General features: G+C 62.5%; 25 protein-coding genes. 6 read left to right on the top strand and 19 right to left on the bottom strand.

The window, feature by feature from the left end:
• Position 1 precedes the first annotated feature (1 nt).
• Together GU3_RS10990 and GU3_RS10985 are read right to left on the bottom strand one after the other, a co-directional pair.
• A complete protein-coding gene (locus GU3_RS10990) occupies positions 2–562 on the bottom strand; it encodes a DUF2796 domain-containing protein (RefSeq protein ID WP_014292609.1) in 561 nt (186 codons plus the stop codon).
• Between the two features lie 43 nt (positions 563–605).
• Complete coding sequence (locus GU3_RS10985; protein WP_014292608.1) at positions 606–1,499, bottom strand: LysR family transcriptional regulator; 894 nt, start codon at positions 1,497–1,499, stop codon at positions 606–608.
• Positions 1,500–1,591: 92 nt separating this feature from the next.
• Here GU3_RS10985 and GU3_RS10980 point away from each other — a divergent pair, with 92 nt between their 5' ends.
• A complete protein-coding gene (locus tag GU3_RS10980; RefSeq protein ID WP_014292607.1) occupies positions 1,592–2,800 on the top strand; it encodes an MFS transporter in 1,209 nt (402 codons plus the stop codon).
• Between the two features lie 57 nt (positions 2,801–2,857).
• On the opposite strand, the gene GU3_RS10975 is transcribed toward GU3_RS10980, so the two are convergent.
• Positions 2,858–3,388 carry a VOC family protein gene (locus tag GU3_RS10975; protein ID WP_014292606.1) on the bottom strand — a complete coding sequence of 177 codons (531 nt, stop codon included), beginning with the start codon at positions 3,386–3,388 and terminating at the stop codon, positions 2,858–2,860.
• Complete coding sequence (locus tag GU3_RS10970; RefSeq protein WP_014292605.1) at positions 3,382–4,140, bottom strand: hypothetical protein; 759 nt, start codon at positions 4,138–4,140, stop codon at positions 3,382–3,384. The genes GU3_RS10975 and GU3_RS10970 overlap by 7 nt, the downstream gene beginning before the upstream one ends.
• 202 nt (positions 4,141–4,342) lie before the next feature.
• On the opposite strand from GU3_RS10970, the gene cysB reads away from it, so the two are divergent.
• A complete protein-coding gene (gene cysB / locus GU3_RS10965) occupies positions 4,343–5,317 on the top strand; it encodes an HTH-type transcriptional regulator CysB (RefSeq protein ID WP_014292604.1) in 975 nt (324 codons plus the stop codon).
• Between the two features lie 127 nt (positions 5,318–5,444).
• On the opposite strand, the gene gloA is transcribed toward cysB, so the two are convergent.
• From gloA to elyC, 15 genes are all read right to left on the bottom strand, one after another.
• Positions 5,445–5,852, bottom strand: coding sequence for a lactoylglutathione lyase (gloA, locus tag GU3_RS10960; protein WP_014292603.1), 408 nt, complete (start codon positions 5,850–5,852; stop codon positions 5,445–5,447).
• Between the two features lie 49 nt (positions 5,853–5,901).
• The gene (locus tag GU3_RS10955) at positions 5,902–6,288 is read right to left on the bottom strand and encodes a CBS domain-containing protein (protein WP_014292602.1); all 387 of its coding nucleotides are present in this window, start codon (positions 6,286–6,288) and stop codon (positions 5,902–5,904) included.
• 146 nt (positions 6,289–6,434) lie between these two features.
• On the bottom strand, positions 6,435–6,800 hold the full coding sequence (locus GU3_RS10950; RefSeq protein ID WP_014292601.1) for a P-II family nitrogen regulator: 366 nt from the start codon (positions 6,798–6,800) through the stop codon (positions 6,435–6,437).
• Positions 6,797–8,281: a DUF1538 domain-containing protein gene (locus GU3_RS10945; RefSeq protein WP_014292600.1), complete on the bottom strand. Its 1,485-nt coding sequence runs from the start codon at positions 8,279–8,281 to the stop codon at positions 6,797–6,799. The genes GU3_RS10950 and GU3_RS10945 overlap by 4 nt, the downstream gene beginning before the upstream one ends.
• Before the next feature lie 61 nt (positions 8,282–8,342).
• On the bottom strand, positions 8,343–8,984 hold the full coding sequence (gene nth, locus GU3_RS10940; protein ID WP_014292599.1) for an endonuclease III: 642 nt from the start codon (positions 8,982–8,984) through the stop codon (positions 8,343–8,345).
• On the bottom strand, positions 8,981–9,676 hold the full coding sequence (locus tag GU3_RS10935) for an electron transport complex subunit E (protein WP_014292598.1): 696 nt from the start codon (positions 9,674–9,676) through the stop codon (positions 8,981–8,983). The genes nth and GU3_RS10935 overlap by 4 nt, the downstream gene beginning before the upstream one ends.
• On the bottom strand, positions 9,673–10,305 hold the full coding sequence (gene rsxG / locus GU3_RS10930; protein WP_014292597.1) for an electron transport complex subunit RsxG: 633 nt from the start codon (positions 10,303–10,305) through the stop codon (positions 9,673–9,675). Before rsxG ends, GU3_RS10935 begins: the two co-directional genes overlap by 4 nt.
• Complete coding sequence (rsxD, locus tag GU3_RS10925) at positions 10,305–11,354, bottom strand: electron transport complex subunit RsxD (protein WP_014292596.1); 1,050 nt, start codon at positions 11,352–11,354, stop codon at positions 10,305–10,307. Before rsxD ends, rsxG begins: the two co-directional genes overlap by 1 nt.
• Positions 11,354–13,660 carry an electron transport complex subunit RsxC gene (rsxC, locus tag GU3_RS10920; RefSeq protein WP_014292595.1) on the bottom strand — a complete coding sequence of 769 codons (2,307 nt, stop codon included), beginning with the start codon at positions 13,658–13,660 and terminating at the stop codon, positions 11,354–11,356. The genes rsxD and rsxC overlap by 1 nt, the downstream gene beginning before the upstream one ends.
• The gene (gene rsxB / locus GU3_RS10915; RefSeq protein ID WP_014292594.1) at positions 13,660–14,214 is read right to left on the bottom strand and encodes an electron transport complex subunit RsxB; all 555 of its coding nucleotides are present in this window, start codon (positions 14,212–14,214) and stop codon (positions 13,660–13,662) included. The genes rsxC and rsxB overlap by 1 nt, the downstream gene beginning before the upstream one ends.
• Position 14,215: 1 nt before the next feature.
• Positions 14,216–14,797 carry an electron transport complex subunit RsxA gene (gene rsxA, locus GU3_RS10910; protein WP_014292593.1) on the bottom strand — a complete coding sequence of 194 codons (582 nt, stop codon included), beginning with the start codon at positions 14,795–14,797 and terminating at the stop codon, positions 14,216–14,218.
• Positions 14,798–14,877: 80 nt separating this feature from the next.
• Positions 14,878–15,603, bottom strand: a complete 726-nt coding sequence (locus GU3_RS10905) for a sulfite exporter TauE/SafE family protein (protein WP_014292592.1) — start codon at positions 15,601–15,603, stop codon at positions 14,878–14,880.
• Positions 15,604–15,965: 362 nt separating this feature from the next.
• Positions 15,966–16,928 (bottom strand): 6-phosphofructokinase, encoded by a 963-nt coding sequence (gene pfkA / locus GU3_RS10900; protein WP_014292591.1) that lies wholly within the window; start codon positions 16,926–16,928, stop codon positions 15,966–15,968.
• Positions 16,929–17,102: 174 nt separating this feature from the next.
• Positions 17,103–17,855 carry a triose-phosphate isomerase gene (gene tpiA / locus GU3_RS10895; RefSeq protein ID WP_014292590.1) on the bottom strand — a complete coding sequence of 251 codons (753 nt, stop codon included), beginning with the start codon at positions 17,853–17,855 and terminating at the stop codon, positions 17,103–17,105.
• A 101-nt stretch (positions 17,856–17,956) separates the two neighbouring features.
• Positions 17,957–18,721, bottom strand: coding sequence for an envelope biogenesis factor ElyC (gene elyC / locus GU3_RS10890; RefSeq protein ID WP_014292589.1), 765 nt, complete (start codon positions 18,719–18,721; stop codon positions 17,957–17,959).
• A 70-nt stretch (positions 18,722–18,791) separates the two neighbouring features.
• Here elyC and GU3_RS10885 point away from each other — a divergent pair, with 70 nt between their 5' ends.
• Genes GU3_RS10885 through mukB form a run of 4 tightly spaced genes read left to right on the top strand, consistent with a single transcriptional unit; the run spans position 18,792 to position 26,019 of the window.
• Positions 18,792–19,559 carry a methyltransferase domain-containing protein gene (locus GU3_RS10885; protein WP_014292588.1) on the top strand — a complete coding sequence of 256 codons (768 nt, stop codon included), beginning with the start codon at positions 18,792–18,794 and terminating at the stop codon, positions 19,557–19,559.
• 55 nt (positions 19,560–19,614) lie between these two features.
• Positions 19,615–20,940 carry a chromosome partition protein MukF gene (gene mukF, locus GU3_RS10880; protein ID WP_041543721.1) on the top strand — a complete coding sequence of 442 codons (1,326 nt, stop codon included), beginning with the start codon at positions 19,615–19,617 and terminating at the stop codon, positions 20,938–20,940.
• Positions 20,921–21,607 carry a chromosome partition protein MukE gene (gene mukE, locus GU3_RS10875; protein ID WP_014292586.1) on the top strand — a complete coding sequence of 229 codons (687 nt, stop codon included), beginning with the start codon at positions 20,921–20,923 and terminating at the stop codon, positions 21,605–21,607. Before mukF ends, mukE begins: the two co-directional genes overlap by 20 nt.
• Complete coding sequence (gene mukB, locus GU3_RS10870) at positions 21,604–26,019, top strand: chromosome partition protein MukB (RefSeq protein ID WP_014292585.1); 4,416 nt, start codon at positions 21,604–21,606, stop codon at positions 26,017–26,019. The genes mukE and mukB overlap by 4 nt, the downstream gene beginning before the upstream one ends.
• Positions 26,020–26,452: the final 433 nt, after the last annotated feature.

Genomic DNA, 26,452 nt, shown 5'->3' with positions numbered 1-26,452 from the left:
GTTACCAGCTTGCCCGAGGCTGTTCCGGGGTCAGGGTCGCGGCTACCTGGCCGGCGGGCAGAATACCCTGCAGTTCGAGGCGGCTAAAGCTCGGAAAGGCCTTGAACAGGCCGGCCGCATCGAGCTGGTTTAGCGCGTCGGGCTGGTTGCAGCGCCAGGCGTAACGCAGGTTGACGTCCTGATGGGCGTGTTCATCATGATGCTCGTGCTCGTGCTCGTGCTCGTGCTCGTGCTCGTGCTCGTGCTCGTCATGTTCAACATGTTCAATATGGGCGGCTTGTTCCGGCACACAGCCGGCGCCGGCAGGCAGGGTAAACAGGCTGGCGGTGTCGCGCGCCCGGGCCATGGCGAGATCAACGGCGGCCTGCTCTTCGTGGGTCGCTGGATTATGTTCAAAACCCACAATGTCGGCGGCGGGGCTGATAAGCTCAATCACCAGCTGCTCGCCGTTCTGGGCCAGGTTGAGCTGGCCAAAACCGTGCTCGTGTACGCCCAGCTGGGTATTGGCGGCAACGGCAAGCGGCAGCAGAGTGATGACGGTGACCAGCGGCTTAAGATTCATTCGATACTCCAATAATCAGGGTTTGTTATGTTATAACGAATCTTTACCCTGCCTGTAAAGGCGCCCGGTGCTGGTCGCGAATAAAATCGATAAAGGCCTGTTCGGCCCGGGACAGGCGGCGCTCCCTGGGCCAGGCCAGGCAGAGATCGAGAAAATAGGGCGTTTCAAAAGAGACGGGCACCAGATCGTCGTCTTGCTCGATCACCATGCGTAAAAAACTGGTCACCGCAAAGCCCTGGCGCACCACCGCCTTGAGCAGGGGAATGAGGTTGCTTTCAAAGCCGATGCGCGGGCGCAGGCCACGCTGGTTCGCCATGTCCTCAATGTACTCCCGGTGGTAGAAGCCGTGGCGAAACAACGCCAGCTCCTCGGCCAGAAAATCGTCGAGGCGAACATGGGGCTGGCGGGCGAACGGGTGATCCCTGGCCACCACCGCCACCATTTCTTCCCGCAGCAGCGGCAGGCCGCACAGGCCGGCGGGCAGGTCGGCGGTGAGCACTATGCCCAGGCCCAGCCGCCCTTTCAGCAAATGGGCCAGCACGCTCTGGGTGCCGGCTTCCTCCACCCGCAGGCAGAGGCCCGGATAACGGTGCTTGAAGGCCATCAGCAGCGGGGGAAAGTAAAAGGAGCCCAGCATGCTGGGAATGCCAATGGTGACCTCGCCGGCGTTGAGATCGTGCAGCGCCGTCATGTCCTGCTCGGCCAGGGCGAGGGCGGCCAGAATACGCTCGGCGTGATCCAGCAGGCGGCTGCCCTCGGCGGTGAGGTGCAGCCGGCCCCGGTGGCGTTCAAACAGGGTCAGCCCCAGTTGTTGCTCCAGCTTCTTGATGGTCATGGTGACCGCCGGTTGCGCCAGGTGCAGCTGCTCGGCGGCGCGGGTGATGTTGCCGGTGTGGGCCACGGCGCTGAACTGGCGCAGCCAGCGGGGGTCGATCATAACTCTCCCTTATTAAATTGATAATTTTAATATATTTAAATTATTCCCGTAACAGGCGTAAGGTCAAGGCATGCGCTCTTGGAGACCCGCCCATGCTCGATTTAAAAACTCCCCTCTGGTGGCGTGCCACCCTGGGCCTGGGCCTGGGCTCGGTGCTGGTGTTCGTCAATCTCTATGTGGCCCAGCCGCTGCTGCCCCTGCTGGCGCAGGACTTTGAACTGTCGGCATTGGGGGCCGGATGGGCGCTGTCGGCCGCCACCCTGGGGCTGGCGGCAGGTTTGCTGTTCTGGGCGCGGGTAGCGGATCGGCTGGGTCGCAAACGGGTGATGCTGGGTACCCTGCTGGTGGCCATTATGCTGGGGGTAGGACTGGCCTGGGCACCGGACTATGCCGGTCTGGTGCTGCTGCGCGGCATCCAGGGCTTTTTTCTGGCGGGGCTGCCGGCCACGGCGGTGGCCTATATGGGGGAGGAGTTTACTCCCCGGGCGCTGGTGACCAGCATCGGTATCTACATTGCCGCCAACTCACTGGGGGGCATTGCCGGCCGGGTGTTTGGCGGTCTGGTGGCCGAGTGGGCGGGGCACTGGCAGGCCAGTTTTGCGGTGCTGGGCGGAGTGAGTCTGTTGCTGTGGGGCCTGTTGCCCAGGCTGCTGCCCGAGTCCCGCTGCTTTGTGCCGGCGGGCAGGGGGGAGGGGGCCAGTGCCCTGCTGGCCCATGTGCGCAACCCCTTGCTGTGGCCGGTGTATCTGGTGGGCGGGCTCAACTTTATGGTGTTTCTCAACCAGTACACCTATGTGGCCTTTTACCTGTCGGCGCCGCCCATTGCCCTGGCGCCGGCGGCCCTGGGGCTGCTGTTTCTGACCTACCTCACCGGCACCCTGGCCTCCGGCGTGAGCGGGCCCCTGGTGAGCCGTTTTGGCCTGTGCAATACCCTGCTGGCAGCCATTGTGATCATGGCCCTGGGCAGCCTGGGCCTGCTGAGCGAGCGGTTGCCGGTGATCCTGGTGTCGTTGCTGATAGACAGCTTCGCCTTCTTTCTGGCCCATGCCTGTGCCAGCAGCTGGGTGGGGCGCAGCGTCAGTCACAACCGGGCGCTGGCCTCGTCGCTTTACCTGGTGTTTTACTACGCCGGAGCCAGCCTTGGCGGCTTGTATCTTTACCCTTTCTGGCAATGGGCGGGCCTGCCCGGCGTGACCCTGGGCATGATACTGGTGATGGGAGTGACCGGCGCCCTGACCTGGCGGTTGCGGCACCATGAACGCCAGCGCCCGAATGATGCCCAGACGGCCCCTCTGCATTAGGCCCGGCCGGGTTCCTGTCGCGACCGTTTTATATTTTTATGCCAACATACTAATGTGTCAGGTATTGAAATAATCTGCAGGCACCGGCACCACCCGTCCGTCGTTAATCTCATCGGCAATGGTGTCGGCAAGACTCCGGCCATGAAACTTCACCTGCAGCGGCGGCAGCGCCAGGGTCAGCTCGTGGGGCAGGCCCTTTCGGTTAAAGGGCACCTCGGGATAGCGCTCCAGTAGGGTGTTGAGGCTGGGCACCACAATTTCGCCGTGCTCCAGGCCACTGTGGTGGGTCTTGCCCGTTTTGGGCGCGGCCAGCTCCAGACAGGGTACGGGACCAAAGGGGCTGCTCAGCGGCTCATTCAGGGCATAGGTAATGATGGGCCGGCCGCCGATCATGCCTTCCACCAGCACCCGGCCGTGGTCGGCCAGGCGGCCTTTCAGCATGAGATAATCGTCATTGGTGGCGGCCCGGTAGCAAAGGTGATCCATGGGCCCGAGCGTGGCGGGCAGGCCATGGTCGGCCATGGCTCCGGCCAGCTGTGCGAAGAAGGCGTGGGTGTCCCCCAGCAGGGCGTTTATCGGGCTTACCATTTGCGTTTGGGCTCAAACAGCATGTCGAGTTCGGACTTTTCCTTTTCCTGCTCTTCCTTCTGCTGCTCTACCTGCTGTTGCTTGGTGTCGAGTTCGTCGAGCCATTCCTGAAGGGTTTCTTCAATGTTCAGCAGTTGATCATCCTTGTCCGGCAGGTTGCCAAGAATGCGTTTGCCCTTTTCGAGCATTTGTCGGGCCGCCGCGGTTTCCCGGTTGTTGATGGCCATGCGCACCCGTTTAAGCAGGTTGGACAGGTTGATTTTGAGCTGCACCAGCTCCAGGCGGCGGTCTTCCGCCACAAAGGCCTGGGAGCCCACCTTGCCTCTGTTGTGCTCCTGGCGCACCACATGGCGCAGCCGCTTGACCAGCTTGAGCATGTGCAGGGCCTGCTGATCCGACTCGGGCCGTTTGAAGTTGCCCTGTACCGGTGGAAAATTGTCTCTGGCATCACTTATTTGCTGGCGCACGTTGTCCAGCCGGCTGGACAACTGGGTGTTGGTGGTATCGGTCTCGACCATGGTCTGCAGGCTGTTTTGCACCCGCTGATAGAGGATCAGCACCAGGGTCCGGCTGTAGGGCAACTGGCCGGCATTCAGCAGCAGCTCTTCGGTGTCGTTGACGATATGGCTGTGCCGGATGAGGATGGCACGCTTTTCCGCCGCCTGCTTTTGCCGATATTGCTGCAGTATGTTGTAGACGATAACGAGAAACAGCAGGGCGCCTATGGTTATCAGTACCAGGGTCAGGATCATCGGCAACGGGCTCGCTATGATGGTTTGAGCGTGAGCGGAAATGGTAACTCACGAATCGGGCTTTGGCTAACGACCTGAGTCAATAACCGGTGATGATTCAGGTCGTTAGCACCATATTAATATGCCAGAACGGCGCCAATGCAGAGGATCTTTTGCCAAGGTCTGGTAGTATTTACACAAGTCACCATGGATCTGGACCATCATGAAACTTCAGCAGTTGCGCTACATCGTCGAAGTTGCCAACCATAATCTCAATGTTTCCGCCACCGCCGAGAGCCTGTACACCTCCCAGCCCGGTATCAGCAAGCAGGTGCGCATGCTGGAAGATGAGCTGGGCATTCAGGTGTTTGAACGAAGCGGCAAGCACCTGACCCAAATCACGCCGGCCGGGCGCGACATTATTCGCATTGCCGGCGAGATCCTCGGCAAGGTGGAAAGCATCAAGGCCGTGGCCAGCCAGCATACCCATCCGGATCAGGGCTCGCTCAATATTTCCACCACCCATACCCAGGCCCGCTACGCGCTGCCCGAGGTGATCAAGGGCTTTATTCAGCGTTATCCCAAGGTGTCGCTGCACATGCATCAGGGCACGCCGGTGCAGATCAGCGAGTCGGTGGCCAAGGGCTCGTCTGACTTTGCCATTGCCACCGAGGCCATGCACCTGTTCCAGGACCTGATCATGCTGCCCTGTTACCACTGGAACCGCTGCATTCTGGTGCCCAAGGATCACCCCCTGGCCTCGGTCACCCGGCCCAGCATTGCCGACATTGCCGGCTTTCCGCTGGTCACTTACGTTTTCGGCTTTACCGGCCGCTCCCAGCTCGATGTGGCCTTCAACCGGGCCGGTTACGAGCCGCGGGTGGTGTTTACCGCCACCGACGCCGATGTGATCAAGACCTATGTGCGACTGGGCATTGGCATTGGGGTGCTGGCCAGCATGGCGGTGGATCCGAAGGAAGACAGCGATCTTGTGGCCATCGATGCCGGCCACCTGTTTGCCCCCAGCACCACCAAAATCGGCTTTCGCAAGGGCACCTTTCTGCGCAGCTACATGTACGACTTTATGGAGCGCTTCGCCCCCCATCTCACCCGCGAGCGGGTCGACAAGGCCATTACTCTGAAATCCCCGGACGATATTGAAAAGCTGTTTGAGGACGTGGAACTGCCAATGCGCTGATCGGGTGCCAATGACGTCACCCGTCACCCCCGCGCAGGCGGGGGCCACGTTTGGTACGGCACCTGTATCACAGGGTGTTGCCTGAGGAATGGATTTCCGCCGTTGCGGGAATGACCAGTGAGGATGTTTACTCCCCCAGCCCCTTGCCGGCGTCCTTCTTGGCGATCAGCTCAATCTTGTAGCCGTCGGGATCTTCCACAAAGGCAATCACGGTGGTGCCGCCCTTGACCGGGCCCGGCTCCCGGGTGACCTTGCCGCCGGCGGCGCGAATTTGCTCGCACATGCCATAGATGTCTTCCGCCTCAATGGCGATATGGCCGTAGGCGTTGCCCAGATCGTAGCTGTCGGTACCCCAGTTGTAGGTCAGCTCCAGCACCGCCTGGTCTTTTTCCTCGCCGTAGCCCACAAAGGCCAGGGTGTATTGATATTCGGCGTTTTCGCTGGTGCGCAGCAGCTTCATGCCCATGATGTTGGTGTAAAAGGCGATGGACTTGTCCAGGTTACCCACTCGCAGCATGGTGTGCAGAATACGCATGTTGTTGCTCCCGGTCATGAATTCAGATAATGAAGATGGTCCCTAATGGTTATTCCACCATGTCCAGTATGGTGTCGATGATATCGGTAATGGTGATAAGCCCGACCAGATGGTTATTGTCGAGCACCAGTATCCGGTTGAAACCGTAACAGGTCATCAGCCGGGCCACGTGCCGAATGTCCAGATCCTGGCCCACGGCAATGGCCGGCTTGGCGCACACATCATAGACGTTGATAAGATCGATGTCGCCACTTTCAGCCACTATGGTTTTGATGATGGTGGTGTAGGTGATAAGACCATAGGCATCATGGTCGCTGGCCTTGTCCACCACCAGACACTTGACCTTGTGCCGTTTCATCAGGCTCAGGGCCTCCCGCACCTTGGCGAAGGGGGAAACGGTGATGACCTCGGTCACCATGATATCTTTTACCAGCATGGGCGCGCTCCTTAACGACCTGGTCCATCAACCGGGCATCACACACAGACACGCCGTAAACCCATCCTTGGGGGCTCCGCCGCGCCATCCCTGGCGCGGAGGGTCTGTTTAGCGATACCCGGTCGTTGTCCCGGGTGATTTTTTGTTTAAATATCATCCTTGATAAAACGTTCAAACTGCTCCAGCTGGGCCGCCTCTATGCCGCCCAGGTGCTCCAGCGGCAGGGTCAGCACCACGCCCTTGGAGGCGCCTTCCTGCTTGTCGGCGGGGGTGGTGGTCAGCTCGGTCTGAATGGCTTTCAGTACGTGCAGGGATAAATTTTTCTCCAGCACCATCAGCAGTATGCTCTGGGAGCCTTCGTAGGTGAGGCCGAAAAAGGTCTTTTTGCTGCTGGTGCCGATGCCACGGCCACTCAGAATGGTCACGCCGCCGGCCCCGGCGCCCTTGGCCGCGTCAATACAGGTTTGCTCCAGCTCTTCGGGCACGATGGCCACCAGTAATGAAAATTTCATTTAGCTGCCCTCCGGTATTTAAATAGCAGATCGGCGGTAATGGCGTAGATCATCACCGTCACTATGGGATAGATGGAAGCAAAGGCGATCAGGCCAAAGCCGTCGATCAGCACGTTGCGGCCCTCGATATGGCTGGCCAGGCCAATGCCGAGGGCGGTGATCAGGGGCACCGTCACCTCCGAGGTGGTGACCCCGCCCAGATCAAAGGCCAGCGCCAGTATGTTACGCGGGCAGAACCAGATCAGCAGCAGCACCAGCAGGTAACTGCCAATAATGAAGTGATGAATGGAGCCGCCGCTGATAATGCGGTGCACGCCCAGGGTAATGCCCAGGGCCACCCCCAGGGCCACCACCAGGCGAATGGCCCGGGCGCTCAGTTCGCCGGGCGCCGCCTCTTCCGCCTGCCTGCCCACGGCAATCAGCGCCGGCTCCGCCATGGTGGTGGCAAAACCGATGGCGAAGGCAAACAGATAGATGTACAGCCGCCGCTCCTGGCCGATTAGTTGCTCGGCCATGCTGGTGCCGATGGGAAACAGGCCGAGCTTGAGGCCCACCACAAAGGCATACAGTCCCACCAGTACCAGCACAAAGCCGAACAGCACCCGCACGGGGTTGGACAGGGAGCGCCCCAGCACCAGGTACTGGAAAAACAGCACCACCACCAGGATGGGGGTGACATCCCGCAGCAGGGTAAACAGGTCGAGCAGCACCCCCAGCCAGGGCGCATCCGTCAGCGGGCGCTGTATCTCCTCAAGGGGCAGCGGCGCCGGCGCGGGGCCCAGGCTGTAGGTGATAATGCCGTACAGTTGCACGCTGATCATGGGCACCATCACCGCCAGCGCCACCAGGCCAAACCCGTCGGTGAGCGGATTGCGCCCCTTGATGGACGAGGCCAGCCCCAGCCCCAGGGCCGCGATCAAGGGCACCGTCACTATGTTGGTGGTCACGCCGCCGGAGTCGTAGGCCAGACCGACGATTTCGGGAGGAGCCAAAAAGGTGATCAGCACCACCAGACTGTAGCCGCCGATCATGTACCAGTGCAGGCTCTGGCCGAGAATGATGCGCAGCACCCCGGCGGCCATCACCAAGCCCACCGACAGGGCCACGATCAGACGCAGGCTGAGGGCCTGAATGCGCCCTTCACTGATCTGCTCGGCCTGGGACGCCACGGCAATCAGCGCCGGCTCGGCGATCACCGCTGAAAAGCCCATGGCAAAGCCGAAACTGAGCAATACCGGAATGGATCCCTTGCGGGCGAACTGGTTGGCGAGACTCTTGCCAAGGGGGAAAATGCTGAGCTCCAGCCCCTGCAGAAACAGCGCAATGCCGACGGCCACGATTAACAGCCCCAGGGTCATGCCGGCGGCGTTCTCCGGCCACTGGCCCAGCAGCAGTTGGAACAGCAGTACCACCGCCACAATGGGCAGCAGGTTGTTCAGGGCATGCAAAAAGGCGTCGGCAAAGAGTTTGAGCGTGTGCAATCCATGGCATCCCGGTCTGGCGGTCTGGGTTTTAGTATAGAGAAGACCGGGATATTGGCATTCAGCTGTCCGGGTATTGCTTGTCCTTGAATTCGCACAAATCTTCAATCACGCAGGCGCCGCAGCGGGGCTTGCGGGCGGTGCAGACATAACGGCCGTGCAGAATAAACCAGTGGTGTACGTCGAGCTTGAACTCGGCGGGCACCCACTTCAGCAGCTTTTGCTCAACCTCGTCCACGTTCTTGCCCGGTGCGAACCGGGTGCGGTTGGACAAGCGGAAAATATGGGTATCCACGGCAATGGTGGGCCAGCCAAAGGCGGTGTTGAGCACCACGTTGGCGGTTTTGCGGCCCACCCCGGGCAGGGCTTCCAGTGCCTCGCGGTTTTCCGGTACCTCGCCGCCGTGTTTGTCCAGCAGGATGGCACAGGTCTTGATGACATTTTCGGCCTTGGAGTTGAACAGGCCGATGGTCTTGATGTGCTCCTTTACCCCGTCCACCCCCAACGCCAGCATGGCGGCGGGGGTAGGGCCGGCGGCAAACAGGCCCTTGGTGGCCTTGTTCACGCTCACGTCGGTGGCCTGGGCCGACAGCAGCACGGCGATCAGCAGCTCAAAGGGATTGTTGAAATGCAGCTCGGTGGTCGGGTGCGGGTTTTCGGCCCGCAGCCGCTCCAGGATCTGCCGGCGTTTATCCATGTTCATAACGAGGTCACTCGCGCTCGGGTGATTTCGGGTTTGGCCACTGGGGCGCGGCGAGCCGCCAGCCGGCCGTCCAGCCAGTTCTTGCCGGCGACCAGCAAGCCTAAGCCAATAAAGGCGCCGGGCGGCAGAATGGCCAGCAAAAAGCCGTTGTCGAGATGGAGCACATCCACGCGCAGACCGGCGGCCCAGTCCCCCAGTAGTAGCTCGGCGCCGTCAAACAGGGTACCCATGCCCAGCAGCTCGCGCAGGCCGCCCAGCACCAGCAGCACGGCGGTAAAGCCCAGGCCCATCATCAGGCCGTCGAGCGCCGCCAGCGGGGCGCTGTTTTTGGACGCGAAGGCCTCGGCCCGGCCGATGATCACGCAGTTGGTGACGATCAACGGAATAAAGATGCCCAGCGACTGGTACAGGCCGTAGGTAAAGGCGTTCATCAGCAGCTGCACGCAGGTCACCAGGCTGGCGATGATCATCACGTAGATGGGAATGCGTACCTCGTTGGGCACCCATTGCCGCACCAGCGACACCGACAGGTTGGAGCCCACCAGCACCAGCAGGGTCGCCAGCCCCAGGCCCATGGCGTTGGTCAGGGTGTTGGTCACCGCCAGCACCGGGCACAGGCCCAGAATTTGGACCAGGGCCGGGTTGTTGCTCCACAGGCCCTGGCGAATGATGTCTTTGTGCTGTTCGTTCACAGGCTTTCTCCACAGCGGGGGGCGTTACTCAGCAGCTCGGGTTGCTCACTCACCAGCAGCAGCACCTTGCGCACGGCACCCACCACGGCGCGGGGGGTGATGGTGGCGCCGGTAAAGGCGTCGAACTGGCCGCCGTCGTTGCGCACCGCCCAGCGGGTGTCTTCGGCGCCGTTCAGCCGCTTGCCGTCAAAGTCCAGCAACCAGTCGGATTTTTTCAGCTCAATCTTGTCGCCCAGGCCCGGGGTCTCGTTGTGGTTGAGCACCCGTACGCCGGAGAGCGCGCCGTCGGCCTTCACGCCCACCACCAGCTTGATTTCGCCGCTGTAGCCGTCGGGGGCAATGGCCTCAATGGCATAACCCTGTATCTCGCCCTGCTTGACCGCGGTGAAGGCCGGCAGTGGGTCACGGCTGCCCAGGTATTGGGGGCTTGCCAGTTTTACACAGTGTTCAAACAGCGGCTCGTCGTGGGTGCTGTCGGGCAGCAGTTCGTTCAGTACCGCCAGCAGCTGGGCCTGCTCCTGCTCGATAATGGTGTCCCGGGTCAGGCTATTGGTAAAGGCCACCAGGGCGGTGCAGACCAGAGCGAAGGCGGCCAGCACCAGGCCATTTTTGCGCATCATCTCCAGCATTAGCGACGCTCTCCGTAAGTGGCGGGTTGGGTCAGGCTGTCGATCATCGGCACCGTCAGGTTGGCCAGCAGCACCGCAAAGGCGATGGCGTCGGGGTAGCCGCCAAAGGTACGAATGAGGTACACCAGCAGACCGATCAGGGCGCCGTAAATGAGCCGGCCGCGAAAGGTGGTGGACGCCGACACCGGATCGGTGGCAATAAAGAAGGCCCCCAGCATGGTGGCACCGGAAAAGAGATGGATCATCGGCCCGGCGGTGGTGTCGGGGGAGATCATAAAGCCCAGCAAACTCAGCACCGCCAGGGTCGCCAGCATGGTCACCGGAATGGGCCAGCTGATGAGCTTCAGCCGCAGCAGGGCCAGGCCGCCGGCCAGGTAGGCCAGGTTGACCCACTGCCAGCCAATGCCGGCCAGCCCGGCGAAAATGGGGTTGTTCAGCATTTCACCGGCGGTATGCCCTTGGGTAAAGCCGGTTTTCAGGGTGTCGAGGGGCGTGGCCATGGTGGTGCCGTCGGCCAGCTCGCGTAGCTGATGCGGGCTGAAGCCGTCCAGGGTATAACCGGTGAAAATGGCCGAAAGGGTGTCGGCCAGCCCCGGCGGGTATTGCTGAAGCGAAAGCGGCGGCAGCCAGCTGGTCATGGGCAGCGGAAACGACACCAGCAGTAGTACGTAGGCCACCATGGCTGGGTTGAACAGGTTCTGGCCCAGGCCGCCGTACAGCTGCTTGGCGATGATAATGGCAAAGGCGGTGCCGATCACCACCAGCCACCAGGGCGCCAGCGGCGGAATGGCAATGCCAATCAGCAAGGCGGTGAGCAGGGCCGAGTTGTCCCGCAATACGCTAAGGGAGTGATGACGTAGCCGGAGCACCAGGCCTTCGGCGGCGTAGGCGGTGAGCACGGCCAGGGCGACTTGCACCAGGCTGCCCCAGCCAAAATACCACCACTGCACGGCCATACCCGGCAGCAGGCAATAGCAGACCCGCCGCATCAGCACATTGGTGCTGAGCGGTGCGTGATCATGGGGTGAACTGCTGATATGAAAACCCATTAGGACTCGTCTTCCGGTTTCGATGTTGAACTGGCCGCCGCGGCCTTGCGGGCCTTGGCCCGGGCCACGGCGGCGCGAATGGCGGCCTTTTTATCGTCGTCGGATTGTTCCGCCGGTGGGGCGTCGGGCACCGGCTCACTTTGCTCCGCGGCCTGAGCCGCTTTGCGGGCCTTGGCGCGGGCGACGGCGGCAGCGACTGCTGCTTTTTTGTCGTCGTCGGATTTTTCCGCCGGTGCGGCATCGGGCGTGCTTTGCTCAGCGGCCTGAGCGGCCTTGCGCGCCTTGGCACGGGCGACGGCGGCGGCCACCGCGGCTTTTTTATCGTCGTCGGATTTTTCCGCCTGTGCGGCATCGGGCGTGCTTTGCCCAGCGGCCTGGGCCGCCTTGCGAGCCTTGGCGCGGGCGACGGCGGCGGCCACTGCGGCTTTTTTATCGTCGTCGGACGTTTCCGCCGGTGCGGCATCGGGCATGCTTTGCTCCGCGGCCTGAGCCGCCTTGCGGGCCTTGGCCCGAGCGACGGCGGCGGCCACGGCCGACTTCTTATCGTCACCGTCGTTCACTGCCGGTGTTTCGCCGGTGGTTGCGGCCTGGGCAGCCTTACGCGCTTTGGCCCGGGCGACGGCGGCAGCCACCGCATCCGCTTTATTCTCGGCCGGTGCGGGGCTGGCAGCCTCGCCGGTGGCAGACTCGGCGGCCTTGCGCTCGCGGTTGCGGCGGGCTTCTTCCTTGCGGGCGGCGCGGGCGGCGGCCATGTCGTCGCTGCCTTCCGCCTGCTGGCGGGCCTTGACCCGGGCCAGGGCCGCGGCCACCGGATCTTCACCGCCGGCGGCCACCTGCTCTTCCATTCGCGCCTTGCGCTCGGCGGCGGCCTTTTGCTGGCGCGCCAGGCGCTCGGCCTTTTCCCGCTCCAGGCGGGCCTGGCGGGCTTCAAAACGCTGTTTGGCGCGCTCGGCCTGCTCCGCTTCCCGCTGGGCCTGGCGAATGTCGGCCTTGGCCACCCGGTAATACTGCACCAGGGGGATCTGGCTGGGGCACACCCAGGCACAGGCGCCGCACTCAATGCAGTCGAACAGGTGATGACTGTTGAGCTTGTCGTGTTCATTGGCCCGGGCATGCCAGTACAGCTGTTGTGGCAGCAGGCTGGCGGGGCAGGCGTCGGCGCACTGGCTGCAGCGAATGCAGGGCTGCTCTTCCACCGGCGGCGACAGCTCATGGCTGCCGGGTGCCAGTATGCAGTTGCTGCCCTTGATCACCGGTGCGGCGGCGGTGTGCAGGGTAAAGCCCATCATGGGGCCGCCCATGATGATGCGCGGCTCGGGCCCGGGGGTAAACCCAAAGCGCTTCAGCAAATAGCGCACCGGGGTGCCGATGCGCACCCAGGCATTGCACTTTTCGCCAAAGCCGTCACCGGCCAGGGTCACCACCCGCTGGATCAGCGGTTCATCGTCGAGCACCGCCCGCTTCACCGCAAAGGCGGTGCCCACGTTCTGCACCACAATGCCGATGTCGGCGGGCAGGCCGTTGCGGGGCACCTGCTGGCCGGTGAGAATTTCAATCAGCTGTTTTTCACCGCCGGACGGGTACTTGGTGGGCACCGCCACCACCAGCACGTTTTCATCGCGGTTGACGTCGCGGAGCGCCGCCAGGGCCTCGGGCTTGTTGTCTTCCACCGCGATCACGGTGAGTTGCGGCCGAACGATATGGCGCAAAATGGCCACACCCTGAAGAATGTCGTCGGCATGCTCGCGCATCAGCCGGTCGTCGGCACTGATGTAGGGCTCGCACTCCACCCCGTTGATGATCAACGTTTCAATGGCCTTTTTGCGCGGGCGCAGTTTCACATGGGCCGGAAATCCGGCGCCGCCCAGACCGGTGATGCCGGCCTCGTGAATACGCTCCAGCAGCACATCAGCGCCAAGGGCATCAATATCGTTCATGGGATAGCGGGGGCGCCACTGATCCTGGCCGTCGGGGGTGAGAATGACGCAGTCGCCGTCCAGGCCCGAGGGGTGGCACAGCGGCCGGCGCTCAATGGCGGTGATGGTGCCCGAGGTGGGGGCGTGCACCGGTATCATCATGGGGTTGTCGGCGTCGGTGAGGCGCTCGCCCTTGAGTACCCGGTCACCTACTTTTACCCGCAACCGGGCAGGCTGGCCGATGTGCTGGCGAATTTGCAGCACCAGCTCCTCGGGCAGGCCGGCCTCCACTATGGGGTGCTGGTTGGCCGGCGCCTTGCGCTCGGGCGGATGAATGCCGCCATGAAAGTCGTGCAGTTTGCCGGCCTGAAGATCCTGTAACAGCGACATTATTTCACCTGCTTGATGGCAATGGGCTCGAGCTGCCATTTCCAGTTGTCGGGAGTGACCTTGACCGGCACCATTTCAATGCAGTCGGTGGGGCAGGGGTCCACACACAGATCGCAGCCGGTGCACTCGTCAACGAGCACGGTGTGCAGCGCCTTGGTGGAGCCCACAATGGCATCCACCGGGCAAGCCTGAATGCACTTGGTGCAGCCGATGCACATGTCTTCGTGAATAAAGGCGACCTTTTTCACCGGCTCGGCGGCTTCTTCGCCCATGGCCTGGGGCTCTACCCCCATCAGATCGGCAATCTTGCGCATGGTGGCGTCGCCGCCGGGTACGCACTTGTTGATGTCGTCGCCGTTGGCCACCGCCTCGGCGTAGGGGCGGCAGCCGGGGTAACCACACTGGCCGCACTGGGTCTGGGGAAGCAGCTCGTCGAGCTGGTCGACGATGGGGTCGGACTCTACCCGAAAGCGCACGGCGGCAAAACCGAGCACCAGCCCGAAGATCAGTGCCAGCAATGCCAGCACGGCAATGGCGATAAGAATGTGTGTCATGTTACAACTTGACCAGTCCGGTAAAGCCCATAAAGGCCAGCGACATCAGGCCGGCGGTGACCAGGGCCAGGGCCGGGCCGCGAAAGGGGGCGGGCACGTCGGCGCCGGCCAGCCGTTCGCGCATGGCGGCAAACAGCACCAGCACCAGGGAGAAGCCCGCGGCGGCGCCAAAGCCGTAGACCAGGCTTTGCATGAAATTGTGCTGCTCATTGATGTTGAGCAGGGCCACGCCCAGCACGGCGCAGTTGGTGGTGATCAGCGGCAGGAAAATACCCAGCAGCCGGTACAGCGCCGGGCTGGTTTTATGCACCACCATCTCGGTGAACTGCACCACCACGGCGATCACCAGAATGAACGACAGGGTACGCAGATAGAGCAGGTCCAGCGGCAGCAGCAGGTACTGGTTCACCAGATAGGAGCAGGCGGCGGCCAGGGTCAGCACGAAGGTGGTGGCCAGCCCCATGCCGATGGCGGTTTCCAGCTTGCCCGACACTCCCATAAAGGGGCACAGGCCAAGAAACTTCACCAGCACGAAGTTGTTGACCAGCACGGTGCCGACAAACAGCAGCAGGTATTCAGACATGATCACTCGGCAATCGACAATAAACGGCGGTTATTATCGGACTTTATGCCTCGTTTAACAATGCCACGGTTTGCGGGGGATTAGGTCAAGGTATTGATTAACATGCCGATCACAGCAAAGGTACAGAGCCCCAGCGAGCCGTAGTGCATAATGGGGCGCGATACCAGGTGCAGGGTGTGCACCGCCAGCCAGTTGCCCAGCAGTGCCGCCGGCGCCAGGGGCAGGGCCGTCATCAGGTGTGCCTGGGTCAGAAAGCCGCCGCTGGCCAGGGCCCCCACCGACATCAGGGTGGAGACCACAAAAAAGCCCGCCAGGTTGGCGCGAATGCGGTGCATGTCGGCGCCGTGCATCACCAGCACCATGGGCGGTCCGCCAATGGTGGTGCTGGTGCCCATCACCCCCGAGAGAAAGCCACCCAGGGCCATGTTGGTGCGGGTCATGGGCAGGGCGATGTCCTTCAGCCGCACCAGCACCCCCAGCATGATGGTGATGGCGATGAGCACCGCCAGCCATTGCAGCGGCAGCACTGCCAGCAGCCACACTCCCACGGCACTGCCGGGAATGCGCGCCAGCAGCGCCGGCGCCAGCAGGTTCAGCTCCAGCCCCTTGCGAAAGCGCCAGCCGTTCACCAGGCACATCACCAGCAGCACCACCATCAGCGGCCCGGGTACCAGTGCTGGGTCCAGATAAAACAGAATGGGCGCGGCCACTACCGCCATGCCAAAGCCGATGGCGGTCTGCACATAGGCGCCGGTAAAGCAGGCCAGGGCGGCCAGCACAAGAGTGAGAGTGTCCACGTGGGTCATGGTCGGCTCGGCAAATGCAAGAAGGTGAGGACCATTATGGCCAATGGTCATAAGGAGCAGAAGCCCAATTGGCGCTGGACTTATCAATAATGCGGGCTGGCACCAATCAGGCTGTAAACTTTGCGCCGCACGTGTTGCCGCCAGAGTGATTGGCAACGCGAAGCATCAGCGCGGTTGCGCTTCGCCGACACGCTTCAAGTACCTCCCTGTAACGCTCGAAAATGCCATCCGTGGCATTTTATGGTCGGCTACGGCAATCCCCACTGCTGCTTCGGGTAACCTCGGCGGTGCCGGTTGAATGGATTCCGGCTCTGAGGGCCGGAATGATGAGTCCCTATTCCCCAGTCCCGAATTCCTGTCACTCAGAACAGCGTATTCGACAGCTGATACATCTCTTCGTTGAAGGGGCGGCGCAGGTGCTTGATGCAGTCGATGATGTCGTGGTGCACGATGTGGTTGTTCTGCAGGCCCATGCAACGACCGCCAAAGCCTTCCAGCAGCAGCTCCACGGCGCGGGCACCCATGCGGCTGGCCATGATCCGATCCGACGCGGTGGGGGTGCCGCCGCGCTGAATGTGGCCCAGAATGGTGGCGCGGGTATCGCGGCCGGTGGCGGCCTGAATGTCCCGGGCCAGCTGGTTAACGTCGCACACGTTCTCGCAGATAGCCACAATGGCGTGCTTCTTGCCTTTGGCCACCCCTTCGTGGATTTGCTGGATCAGCTCATCCTGGTCAAAGGCCACTTCCGGCACGATCACGTACTCGGCACCGCCGGCCACGGCGGCAGACGAAGTGAGGTCGCCGCAGTGGCGGCCCATGATCTCCACCACCGAAATGCGGTTGTGGGAGCTGCAGGTGTCCCGCAACCGGTCAATGGCTTCCACCGCCACGTTGAGGGCGGTGTCAAAGCCGATGGTGTAGTCTGTGCCGGCAATGTCGTTGTCGATGGTGCCGGGAATGCCGATGCAGGGAAAGCCCATTTCGGTCAGGCACATGGCGCCCATGTAGGAGCCGTCGCCGCCGATCACCACCAGGCCGTCGATGCCGTGTTTTTTCAGGTTCTGCACCGCCTCAACCCGTACCTGCTCCTGCTTGAATTCGGGAAAGCGGGCCGAGCCGAGAAAGGTGCCGCCCCGGGTGATCACGTCCGACACGCTGTGGCGGTCGAGGGGAACTATCTGATCCTGATGCAGGCCGAGATAGCCGCTTTGAATGCCGAACACCTCCAGACCGTGATGCAGGCCGGTGCGCACCACGGCCCGAATGGCCGCGTTCATGCCGGGCGCATCGCCGCCGCTGGTGAGTACCCCAATGCGTTTAATCATGAAATCCCTCTTTATCATTCCGATATGCCGAAAGGGTGGTCATTCCGGCCTGTGAGCCGGAATCCATTCAGGCGCAATTCATCCACCAACGCCGTTATTACAGGCCTGCCAAGCAGGCCCCGCCAACTGAAGTGGTGGCTACGGGCAATACGCATGTTTATCGGACTGCAGCGTTTATGCGCCGGCCCTGATAATGGCGGCGAACTCATCGGCCTTGAGGGCTGCACCACCCACCAGGGCACCGTCGATGTCTTCCATGGCAAACAGGCCGGCGGCGCTGTCGCCCTTGACCGAGCCACCGTAGAGAATTTGCACGCCGGCGGCCACCTCGGCGTGTTGTTTGGCCAGAAAGGCGCGAATGGCGCTGTGCACACCCTGCGCAATCTCGGGGGTGGCGGTTTTGCCGGTGCCGATGGCCCACACCGGCTCGTAGGCAATCACGGCGCGGCCCAGGGCCTCGATGCCGCAGGCGTCAATCACCGCCTGCAGCTGGGCTTCTACCACGTCTTGCGTTTCACCGGCTTCAAATTGCGCCAGGGTTTCGCCAATGCACAGCACCGGCACCAGTTGCTGCTCCAGCACGGCGGCAAACTTGGCGGCCACCACGGCGTCGGTTTCACCGTGCAGGGTGCGGCGTTCGCTGTGGCCCACCAGCACGTACTTCACGCCAAACTCCTTATACATGGCCGGGGAGTTTTCACCGGTAAAGGCGCCGTCGGTATGCACGTCGGCGTCCTGAGCGCCCAGTGCAATTACACTTCCTGCCAGTTCGGCTTCGGCCTGGCCCAGAAACAGCACCGGCGGGCATACGGCCACGGCCACAGTGGCGGCCTCGGCGGCAGGCACCTTGAGGGCAGAAATCAGCTCGCGCACCAGGGTCTTGCTGCCGTTCAGTTTCCAGTTACCCATTACCAGAGTCTGTCGCATCAGAAATTTCCTTTCAGTCAAATGGGGGGATTATAGGGATGTGGGCGGCATTAAACCAAGCACGCCAGGCCAAGTGCCAGCGAATTGTGCAGTTTGTCCGTTCAGTGGCCACCAAGGCGCATCCACAGCCGGCCCAGGTACTCGTGCCAGGCCAGCTCGCTGCGCTCCAGATAGCGCGCCCGGGGTAAATAGGTATACAGCGGCAGGGTGCCGGCGCTTTCCTTTGCCTGGTGATCGACGGGGGCGGGCCAAGGCGTTGCCCCCTCATTGGCAAACAGCGTCATGGCCCGGGGCAGGTGGCTGGCGGAGCTCACCAGCACTGCCCGGCGGCCTTCAATCAGCGGCGCGATGGCGGCGGCTTCCTCGGCGGTGTCTTTGGGCTCGGGCAGCATCACAATACGGGACGCCTCAATGCCAAAGGCCAGCGCCACCTCGCCATAGAGCTCGGCGCTGGAGCGCCCTTCGCCGCCGGCATAACCGCTGACGATCAGCCGTGCGTCGGGATAGGCGTGAGCCAGGCGAATCCCTTCGCTGATCCGCGCCAGGGCCGCATTGCCCAGCTGGCTCAGCAGCGGCAGGCGCGGGTCCGCCACCTGGGCCGCCCCCAGCACAATAATGTCGTCCACCGGCTGGCCGTTGGCCTCAAACGGGGCATAGGTGGATTCCAGGGGCGCAATCAGCGCATTGGCCACCGGCCGGGTGCTGAGCAGCACCAGGGCCAACAGCGGCAGCACGATGAAGAGCATTCCACTGCGTTTATGGCGCAACCACAGCAGAAACACGCCGAATACTGCCAAAAAAAGCAGCAGCGGCAGAGGTAAAAGCAGGCTGCCCAGCCATTTTTTCGCCAAAAAAAGGGGGCTCATGCAGTCTCGCATTTGTTAACCGTAAGGGTTGTGCCAGAATACCCGCCTTCGCATCATCAAGAAACAGCCCGTGCAGCGTAATACCAGTTTCGACGGCAAAAGCCGCACCTTTTCCCGCAATATCTACGGCACCACCAAGGGGCAAATTCGCCTGCGGGTGCTGGAGCGGGATCTGGCCGAATGGTTGTCGGAACGCCCGCAGCCTCTGCGCATTCTCGATGCCGGGGGCGGCTTTGGCCCGGTGTCTCAGCGCCTGGCCGCCGACGGCCACCAGGTGGTGCTGTGCGATCTGTCGGCGGAAATGCTGGATGAGGCCCGGGCTCAGGTGGCCGACAAGGGCCTGAGCGAGCGGTTCGACTTTATTCACGGCCCCATTCAGTCGTTAACCGTCGACGATCTCGGGCAGTTTGATCTCATTCTGTGCCACGCCGTGCTGGAGTGGGTGGAAGATCAGGCCGGCCTGCTGGCGACATTAAACGCGCTGCTGGCGCCGGGCGGGACCTTGTCGCTGATGTATTACAACCGCGACGGCCTGCTGTATCACAGCCTGGTAAAAGGCAACTTCGATTATGTGCACGCCAATCTGGTCAGAAAACGACGCCAGAAACTGACGCCGGGCTGGCCCTGCCGGCCCGCCGAGGTGGACGGCTGGCTGCAACAGCTTGGCTTTGTTATAACCGGGCGCAGCGGCGTGCGGGTGTTTCACGACTACATGTCGAACGTGCACGGGCCTTTTCCCACCGAGGAAGACATCATCGAGATGGAGCTGGCCCATTCCCGCACCGCGCCCTTTATGCACCTGGGCCGCTATATGCATGTGCTGGCGCGAAAGCCATAAAAACACGCGCCGCCGGGCCTGGCCGGGCGGCATTCAAAGTGAAGAGAGCAACACCATGACGGAAATGTCCCGCACCCTGCCGGACTGGATCGGCTGGGTCAGAGAGGAAAATTTAGGCCTGAGCCTGCCCCCTGACCGGCTGGCCTTTTTGCTGGCGGTGCACATCTTTGGCCGGGGCGGCGAGCAGCCGCAGCTTTCCGAGGCCGAGCTGCATCACGCCTTTGGCTATGTCAGCAAGGGCTTTGAGCAGGCCGCCGACACCCAAACCAGCCGGGCCAACAACGCCATTAACGATCTGGTGCGCCAGCGCCTGCTGAGCCGTTTTCAGGGCGATGGCGGCGAGGGCGAAAGCCTCTATCGCTTAACCCGGCTGGGGCTGGCCATTGTGGAGTTCTTTGCGGCCCAGCGGGAAGTGAGCCAGATAAAGCTGTCGCTGCTGCTGGAGCACATATCTCAGGAGCTGGAACGCGTGGCCGAGGCCATTGCCGCCAACCCCAACGAGCAGGGCTGGGCCCAGAACGTGGAAGGCCGGCTTAAATATTCCGTGGCCGAGCAGCTGGCGCGCATCGACGACACCCAGCGCACCATGGACGAGCAGCAAAACGCGGTCAAAGCCAACATTGCCGCCCTGCTCAACAAGAACTGGCATGAGGCCATTCACGCCTGCGAACAGCTGCTGCGGGAAACCGGTGTGACCCTGCGTGAATTGCAGGACACTCTCGATAAAGCCGGCCACGGCCTGCAGCAAAGCCTGCTCAATATTGAAGAGCAGCTGCAGCAAAGCCCGCGGGGTGAAGCCGTGGCAGTGTTGTGCCAGCAGCTGCAGGCCCGGCTCGACGCCATTATTCACTGGGGCAGCCAGTGTATCGAGCTCTGGTCCCGTTACGACCGCCACGTACACCGCTTTATTCGCACCGCCATCGACATGGACAAAAACCGTGCCTTCAGCCAGCGGCTGCGGGAGTCCATCCGCCACTTCGAGAGCCACAACTGGCGGCTGCGGGTGAGCCAGACCCTGCCTTTGCTGGAGCTGCGGGACGAAACCATGGCCGCCTACGCCGAGGAAGTGACCGGCGAGCTGCCGGTGGCGCTGGAATATCAGGACATGACCGACATTGCCGCCGAGCTCTCGGGGCGCATTCGCGAGCACCTGGAGGTGTTTTCCGTTGCCGGCAAGCCATTGGACCTGGCCGGGGTGCTGCGGGATTACCTCAACGATTACCCCCATTACCAGCACTTTGACATTGCGCGCCTGCTGATTGATGAAGCGGTGAAGCTCGGTCATGCCGACGGCGAACTGGCGGGCGCGCCCATGCCCGACTGGCAACCCATTAATGCCCACGGGGCCAAGGTACAAGCACATGTTATCGACCAATACTGATCAGGCTCTGGACTCAAGACTGGTGCAGGCCATTGCCAATCCGCTGTTTCCGGCCCTCGACAACCAGCTGCGCTCGGGCCGGCACATTACCGCCGACGAGCTGGAGCAGCATTCGCTGCTGCAGGAGTATTACTCAGAGCTGGACGCCTTTTATCAGCGCTACCAGGCCGAGCTGGTGCGCGCCCCCGAGGGCTTTTATTACCTGCGACCACGCTCCACCAGCGAGCTGGGCACCTCCATTCTCTCCGAGCTGGAAATGCTGGTGGGCAAGGTGCTGTGCTACCTCTACCTGAGCCCGGACCGCCTCATCAACGAAGGGGTGTTTTCCGTTGAAGACTTGCAGGAAGAGATTTTAACCCTGTCCAACGAGCAGGCGCTGCTGCGCATGGTCAATCAGCGCGCCGGCGGCAGTGATCTCGACAAGCGCAAGCTGGCCGACAAGCTCAAAAGCGCCATTCGCCGGTTGAAGCGCATGGGCATGGTGAGCAGCGTGGGCAGCCAGGACAAATTCCGTATTACCGAAGCGGTGTTCCGCTTTGCCGCCGACGTGCGCAGCGATGAAGACCCCCGCGAGCTGCAGCTGCGCATGATTAAGGAAGGCGAAGCCGTGGCCGGTGCTGATACCACCGCCAATGAACCGCAGGACGAGCAGGAGAACGAGCAGTGAGTGTGTCCCGAGGCAAGTTTCAATCCCTGACCATGGTCAACTGGAACGGCTTTTTCGCCCGCACCTTTGACCTGGACCAGCTGGTAACCACCCTGTCCGGCGGCAACGGCGCCGGCAAGTCCACCACCATGGCGGCCTTTATAGCAGCACTTATTCCCGATCTCAGCCTGCTGCACTTTCGCAACACCACGGAAGCGGGCAGCCAGTCGGGCAGCCGCGACAAGGGCCTGTATGGCAAGCTGCAACGGGGCCACTGCTATTCGCTGATTGAGGTGACCACCTCCCAGCAGGAGCGGGTCTGGTTTGGCGTGCACCTGGAGCAGGTGGCCAACCGGGACAACAAGGTCAACATGGTGCCCTTTGCCCTGCAAAGCCTGGCCGAGGGCGCGGCTCCCACCGAGCTGTTGCTGAGCCGCCTGGACGATGGCCGCGGCCAGGTGCGCTCGCTCAACGAGCTGAAGGCCGCCGCCACGAATGCCGGCCTGCGCTTTGCCCGCTTTAATACAGTGAGCGAGTATCACAACTTTTTGTTCGACATGGGCGTGACCCCGCGCAAGCTGAAAGACCAGCGCGACCGGGTGAAGTTTTATCGCCTGATCGAAGCCTCGCTGTATGGCGGTATTTCCAGCACCATCAGCCGCAGCCTGAAAGACTATCTGCTGCCCGAGAACGCCGGCATTCGCAAGGCCTTTACCGACATGGAGGCGGCGATTTTTGAAAACCGCCGCACCCTGGAGTCCATTCGCGAAACCCAGCGCCAGCGGGATTTGTTCCGCCAGTTGATTACCGAAACCACCCACTATGCCGCCGCCGACTATGTGCGCAACAGTGCCGAAAAGCAGCGGCTGTCGGATCTCGCCCTCTCGGCCCGCAAGGCCCTGGCGGAAGAGCGGCGCATTCTGGCCGAAGAAAAGGCCCGGCTGATTTATCTGGCCGATGAACACGAGCACCTGCAGGCCAGGGAGCGCATGCTGGCCCAGGAGCTGGATATCGCCTCTGAGCATTTGGCCAAAGTGCTGAGCGGGGTCAAGCTCAATGAAAAAATTCAGGCTTACCAGCTGGAGCTGGACGAGCTGGAAGAAAAGCTCGCCATGCAGGAAGAAATGCTGGCGGAGCTGCAGGACGAACACCAGGAAGCGCAAGACGCCCGCACCGAGGCCGACGCCGAGGTAGACAGCCTGAAAAGCCAGCTGGCGGATTACCAGCAGGCGCTCGACACCCAGCAGACCCGGGCCATTCAGTATCGCCAGGCTCGCCAGGCGCTGGAAGACGTGCGTGCCCGCTGCGAGCTGCCGAACCTTGAGCCCGAGCAGGCCAAGGAAGAAGAGCTGCGTCATCAGGCGCGCGAGCAGGAGCTGACCCAAACCGTGCTGGAGCAACGCCAGCAGCTCTCGCTGGCCGAGGCGGCCCGCGCCCAGTATGACCAGGCGCTGGCCTTGCTTGAAGCCGTGGCCGGCCCCGTGGACCGCGCCGCCGCCTTTAGCCGCGCCACCCAGCTGATTGAACAAGGCCGGGAGCATCAGAGCCTGCTCGGCCGGGAAGAGGGCATTCGCCGCAGCCTGAAAGACGCCGAGCAGGCCGAGGCCCGGCTGCACAAGGTGCGCGAGCTGCAAGGGGAGCTGGCCCGCCACAATCGCCGTGTGCACAACGAAGACGATCTCGAGCTGCAACTGGCGGAGCTGGACGAGCAAAAGGCCGAGGCGGAAGAGCAACTGGCCGAGTGCACCGAGGCCCAGCGTCAGCTGCAGTCCGCCGAAGGCCAGCTGGCGCCGCGCATCAAGGAGTTGAAAGCCCAGGCCCCGGCCTGGCACAAGGCCCAGCAGGCGCTGGAGCGGCTGCGGGAGCTTTCAAACCAGCCGCTTGCCGACAGCAGCGAAATTACCGCCGCCATGCAGCAGGCCCTGCGCGACGAGCACCAGGCCGAGCAGACCAAACAAAATGCGCTGGCCGCCAAACAGCGGCTGGAGCAGCACATTCGCGTGCTGAGCGGCGGCAGCGATGCCTCGCCCGAGCTGGTGTCTTTGTGCGAACACCTGGGCGGCACTTTGCTGTGCGAAGTGTACGACGACATCGCCGTGGAAGACGCCCCTTACTACGAGGCGCTGTACGGCCCGGCCCGCAATGCCATTGTGGTGGCCGACCCGGAAGCCGCCCTGGAAAAACTGCAGGCGCTGGAAAGCTGCCCGCCCGATGTGTATCTCATACAGGGTAACCCCGACGCCTTTGACGAAGACTTGCTGCAGGCTACCGAGCTGGAGCGGGCCGTGTATGTGCAAAACGGCGAGCGCCAGCTGCGTTATTCCCGTTTTCCCGCCGTGCCGCTGTTTGGCCGTGCCGCCCGCGAAGCCCAGGTGGACAAGCTGCGTGAAGAGCTTGAAGGTGAGAGCGCCCGCTACGCCGAGGCCGCCTTTGCCCAGCAGAAGCACAGCCGGCTCTATCATCAGCTGAGCGACTTTGTCGGTGACGGCCTGCAACAGGCCTTTGCCCCCAGCCCTGAAGAGCTGCTGGCGGAGCTGGCCGAACAGCAACAAGCGCTGGAGCAGGAGCGGGTGGCGCTTGCCGAGCAGCGCGCCCAATGGGCCAGCAAGGTGGACAGCCTGCGGGAGCAGCAGGGCCTGCTGCACAAGCTGCTGCCGCTGGCCTCGCTGCTGGCCGACGACGGCGTGGCCGAGCGGCTGCAAAGCGCCAAAGTCGAAGCCGACAAACTGAATGATGCCCGCAACTTTATGGCCGCCCACGGCCAGCGCCTGGGCCGGCTGGCGGAGCAGGTGCAGGTGCTGCGCCAGGATCCCGCCGGTGTTGATGCCTTGAAGGCCGCCACCGAGCAGGCCGAAAGCGAGTTGACCGAGGCCCGTGCCCGCACCTATGCCCTGAACCAGCTGGTGGCCCGGTTGCCGCACCTGGCCTATGCCGATGCCGAGCAACTACTGAGCCAAAGCTCCGCCATGAACGACAGCCTCAAGGCCAAGCTGGCCCAGGCTGAAGAAGCCCGCCGCAAGGCCGGCCTGCGCGCCGAGCAGCTTGCCGGCCGGGTGAGTGATGCCCTGCAGGCGCGCACCGCCCTGGTAACCGGCCGCGATGCCCGCAACCGCACCCTTGGGGAATTCCGCGAGGAGCTTTCGGCCCTGGGCATTACCCTTGCCGACGACATGGAGCAAAAAGCTCGGGACGCCAAACGTGAGGTGGAAAACGAGCTGGTGCAAACCCGCAACAAGCGCAGCCAGACCGAGGCCCAGCGCCAGGTGACCAAGCGGGAAATTGACTCTCTCAGCCAGCGCCTGTCGAAAGACGGCCAGGGCTACTTTGCCGCCCGCAAGGCGCTGGTGGCTCACAAGGCCAACTGGTCCAGGGTAGAGCGGCTGGCCCGGGAGCACGATGTGGAGCGCCGGCTCAAGCGGCCCGAACTGGCCTACCTGGATGCCGACGAGCTGCGCTCCATGTCCGACAAGGCGCTCGGTACCCTGCGGGTGGCGGTGGAGCACGATGAAGAGCTGCGCGACGCCCTGCGCCTTAGCGAGGGCAACCGCAACACATTGCAAAAGGTGCAGTTCTACATTCTGGTGTTCCGTCACCTCAAGGCACGCATTCGTCACGACATTATTCGCGCCGACGATCCGGTGGAAGCACTGGAAGAAATGGAAGTGGAGCTGGCGCGCCTGGCCGACGAGCTCACGGTGCGGGAAGGCCAGCTGTCGCTGTCGTCCGTGGAAGTGGCGGCCAAGATCAACACCATCATTCGCCGCGAGCAGACCCGTATTCGCCAGCTTAACCAGGGCCTGCAGAACATTCGCTTTGGTCTGGTGGCCGGGGTGCGCCTGAACGTGAACATTCGCGACACCTATCAGCGCCTGCTGGATGCGTTAAGCGACCCCGAAGGCCGCCATCAGGACTTGTTCAGCAGCAAGGAGCTCAGCTTCTCTGAAGCCATGGGCAAGCTGTATCAGCGGCTGAACCCCGAGCTGGAGCGCGGCGATCGCAGCCCGCAGGTGCTGGGCCAGGCACTGCTGGACTACCGTAACTACCTGGAGCTGGACATTGAAGTGCAGCGCGGCGCCGACGGCTGGCTGCGGGCCGAAAGCGGCGCCCTCTCTACCGGCGAGGCCATTGGCACCGGCCAGGCCATTCTGCTGATGGTGCTGCAAAGCTGGGAAGAAGAAGCCCGCCATCTGCGCGGCCGCGACGTGTTGCCCTGCCGCCTGCTGTTCCTGGACGAGGCCGCACGCCTGGATGCCCGATCCATTGCCACCTTGTTCGAGCTGTGTGAGCGCCAGGACATGCAGCTGCTGATTGCCGCCCCGGAAAACATCAGCCCGGAAAAAGGCACCACCTACAAGCTGATCCGCAAGGTGCACGGCAACCAGGAGCATGTGCACGTAGTGGGCCTGCGCGGCTTTGCGGGGGAGGCGGCGTAACTCTTTTCGTCACCCCTGCCTTCGTCATTCCGGCCCCCGAGCCGGAATCCAGACCAGACAGCACCAACCCAACCCAAAACGCCCGCAGCCGCGGGCGTTTTCATACCTGTGTTATTCCGGACCGGCACCTCGTCATTCCGGCCTTCGAGCCGGAATCCATCCCACCAACCACGCCACTTTCACCAAAACGCCACGCAAAACCCCCGTTATGCGAAAGTTCCGTTTGAATTCTTCACCCCCGCAGGCACAATAACCCTTCATTTCAGCCCAAGCGAAGAGGCCCGGTCGCCCGTAAGACTCGGGCGGTAGCGTGCCAAAGCAAATAACTGATGTTTTATACAGCATACAGCATACAGCATATTGCCGAGCAAGCCGGCACCGTGCGCACTATCACTCTGGCCATGCTCGTGTACAACAAAGCGGGCGAAAAAAA

Source organism: Oceanimonas sp. GK1 (assembly GCF_000243075.1).
Lineage (GTDB): Bacteria > Pseudomonadota > Gammaproteobacteria > Enterobacterales > Aeromonadaceae > Oceanimonas.
This window is presented reverse-complemented; position numbering and strand designations above follow the sequence as displayed.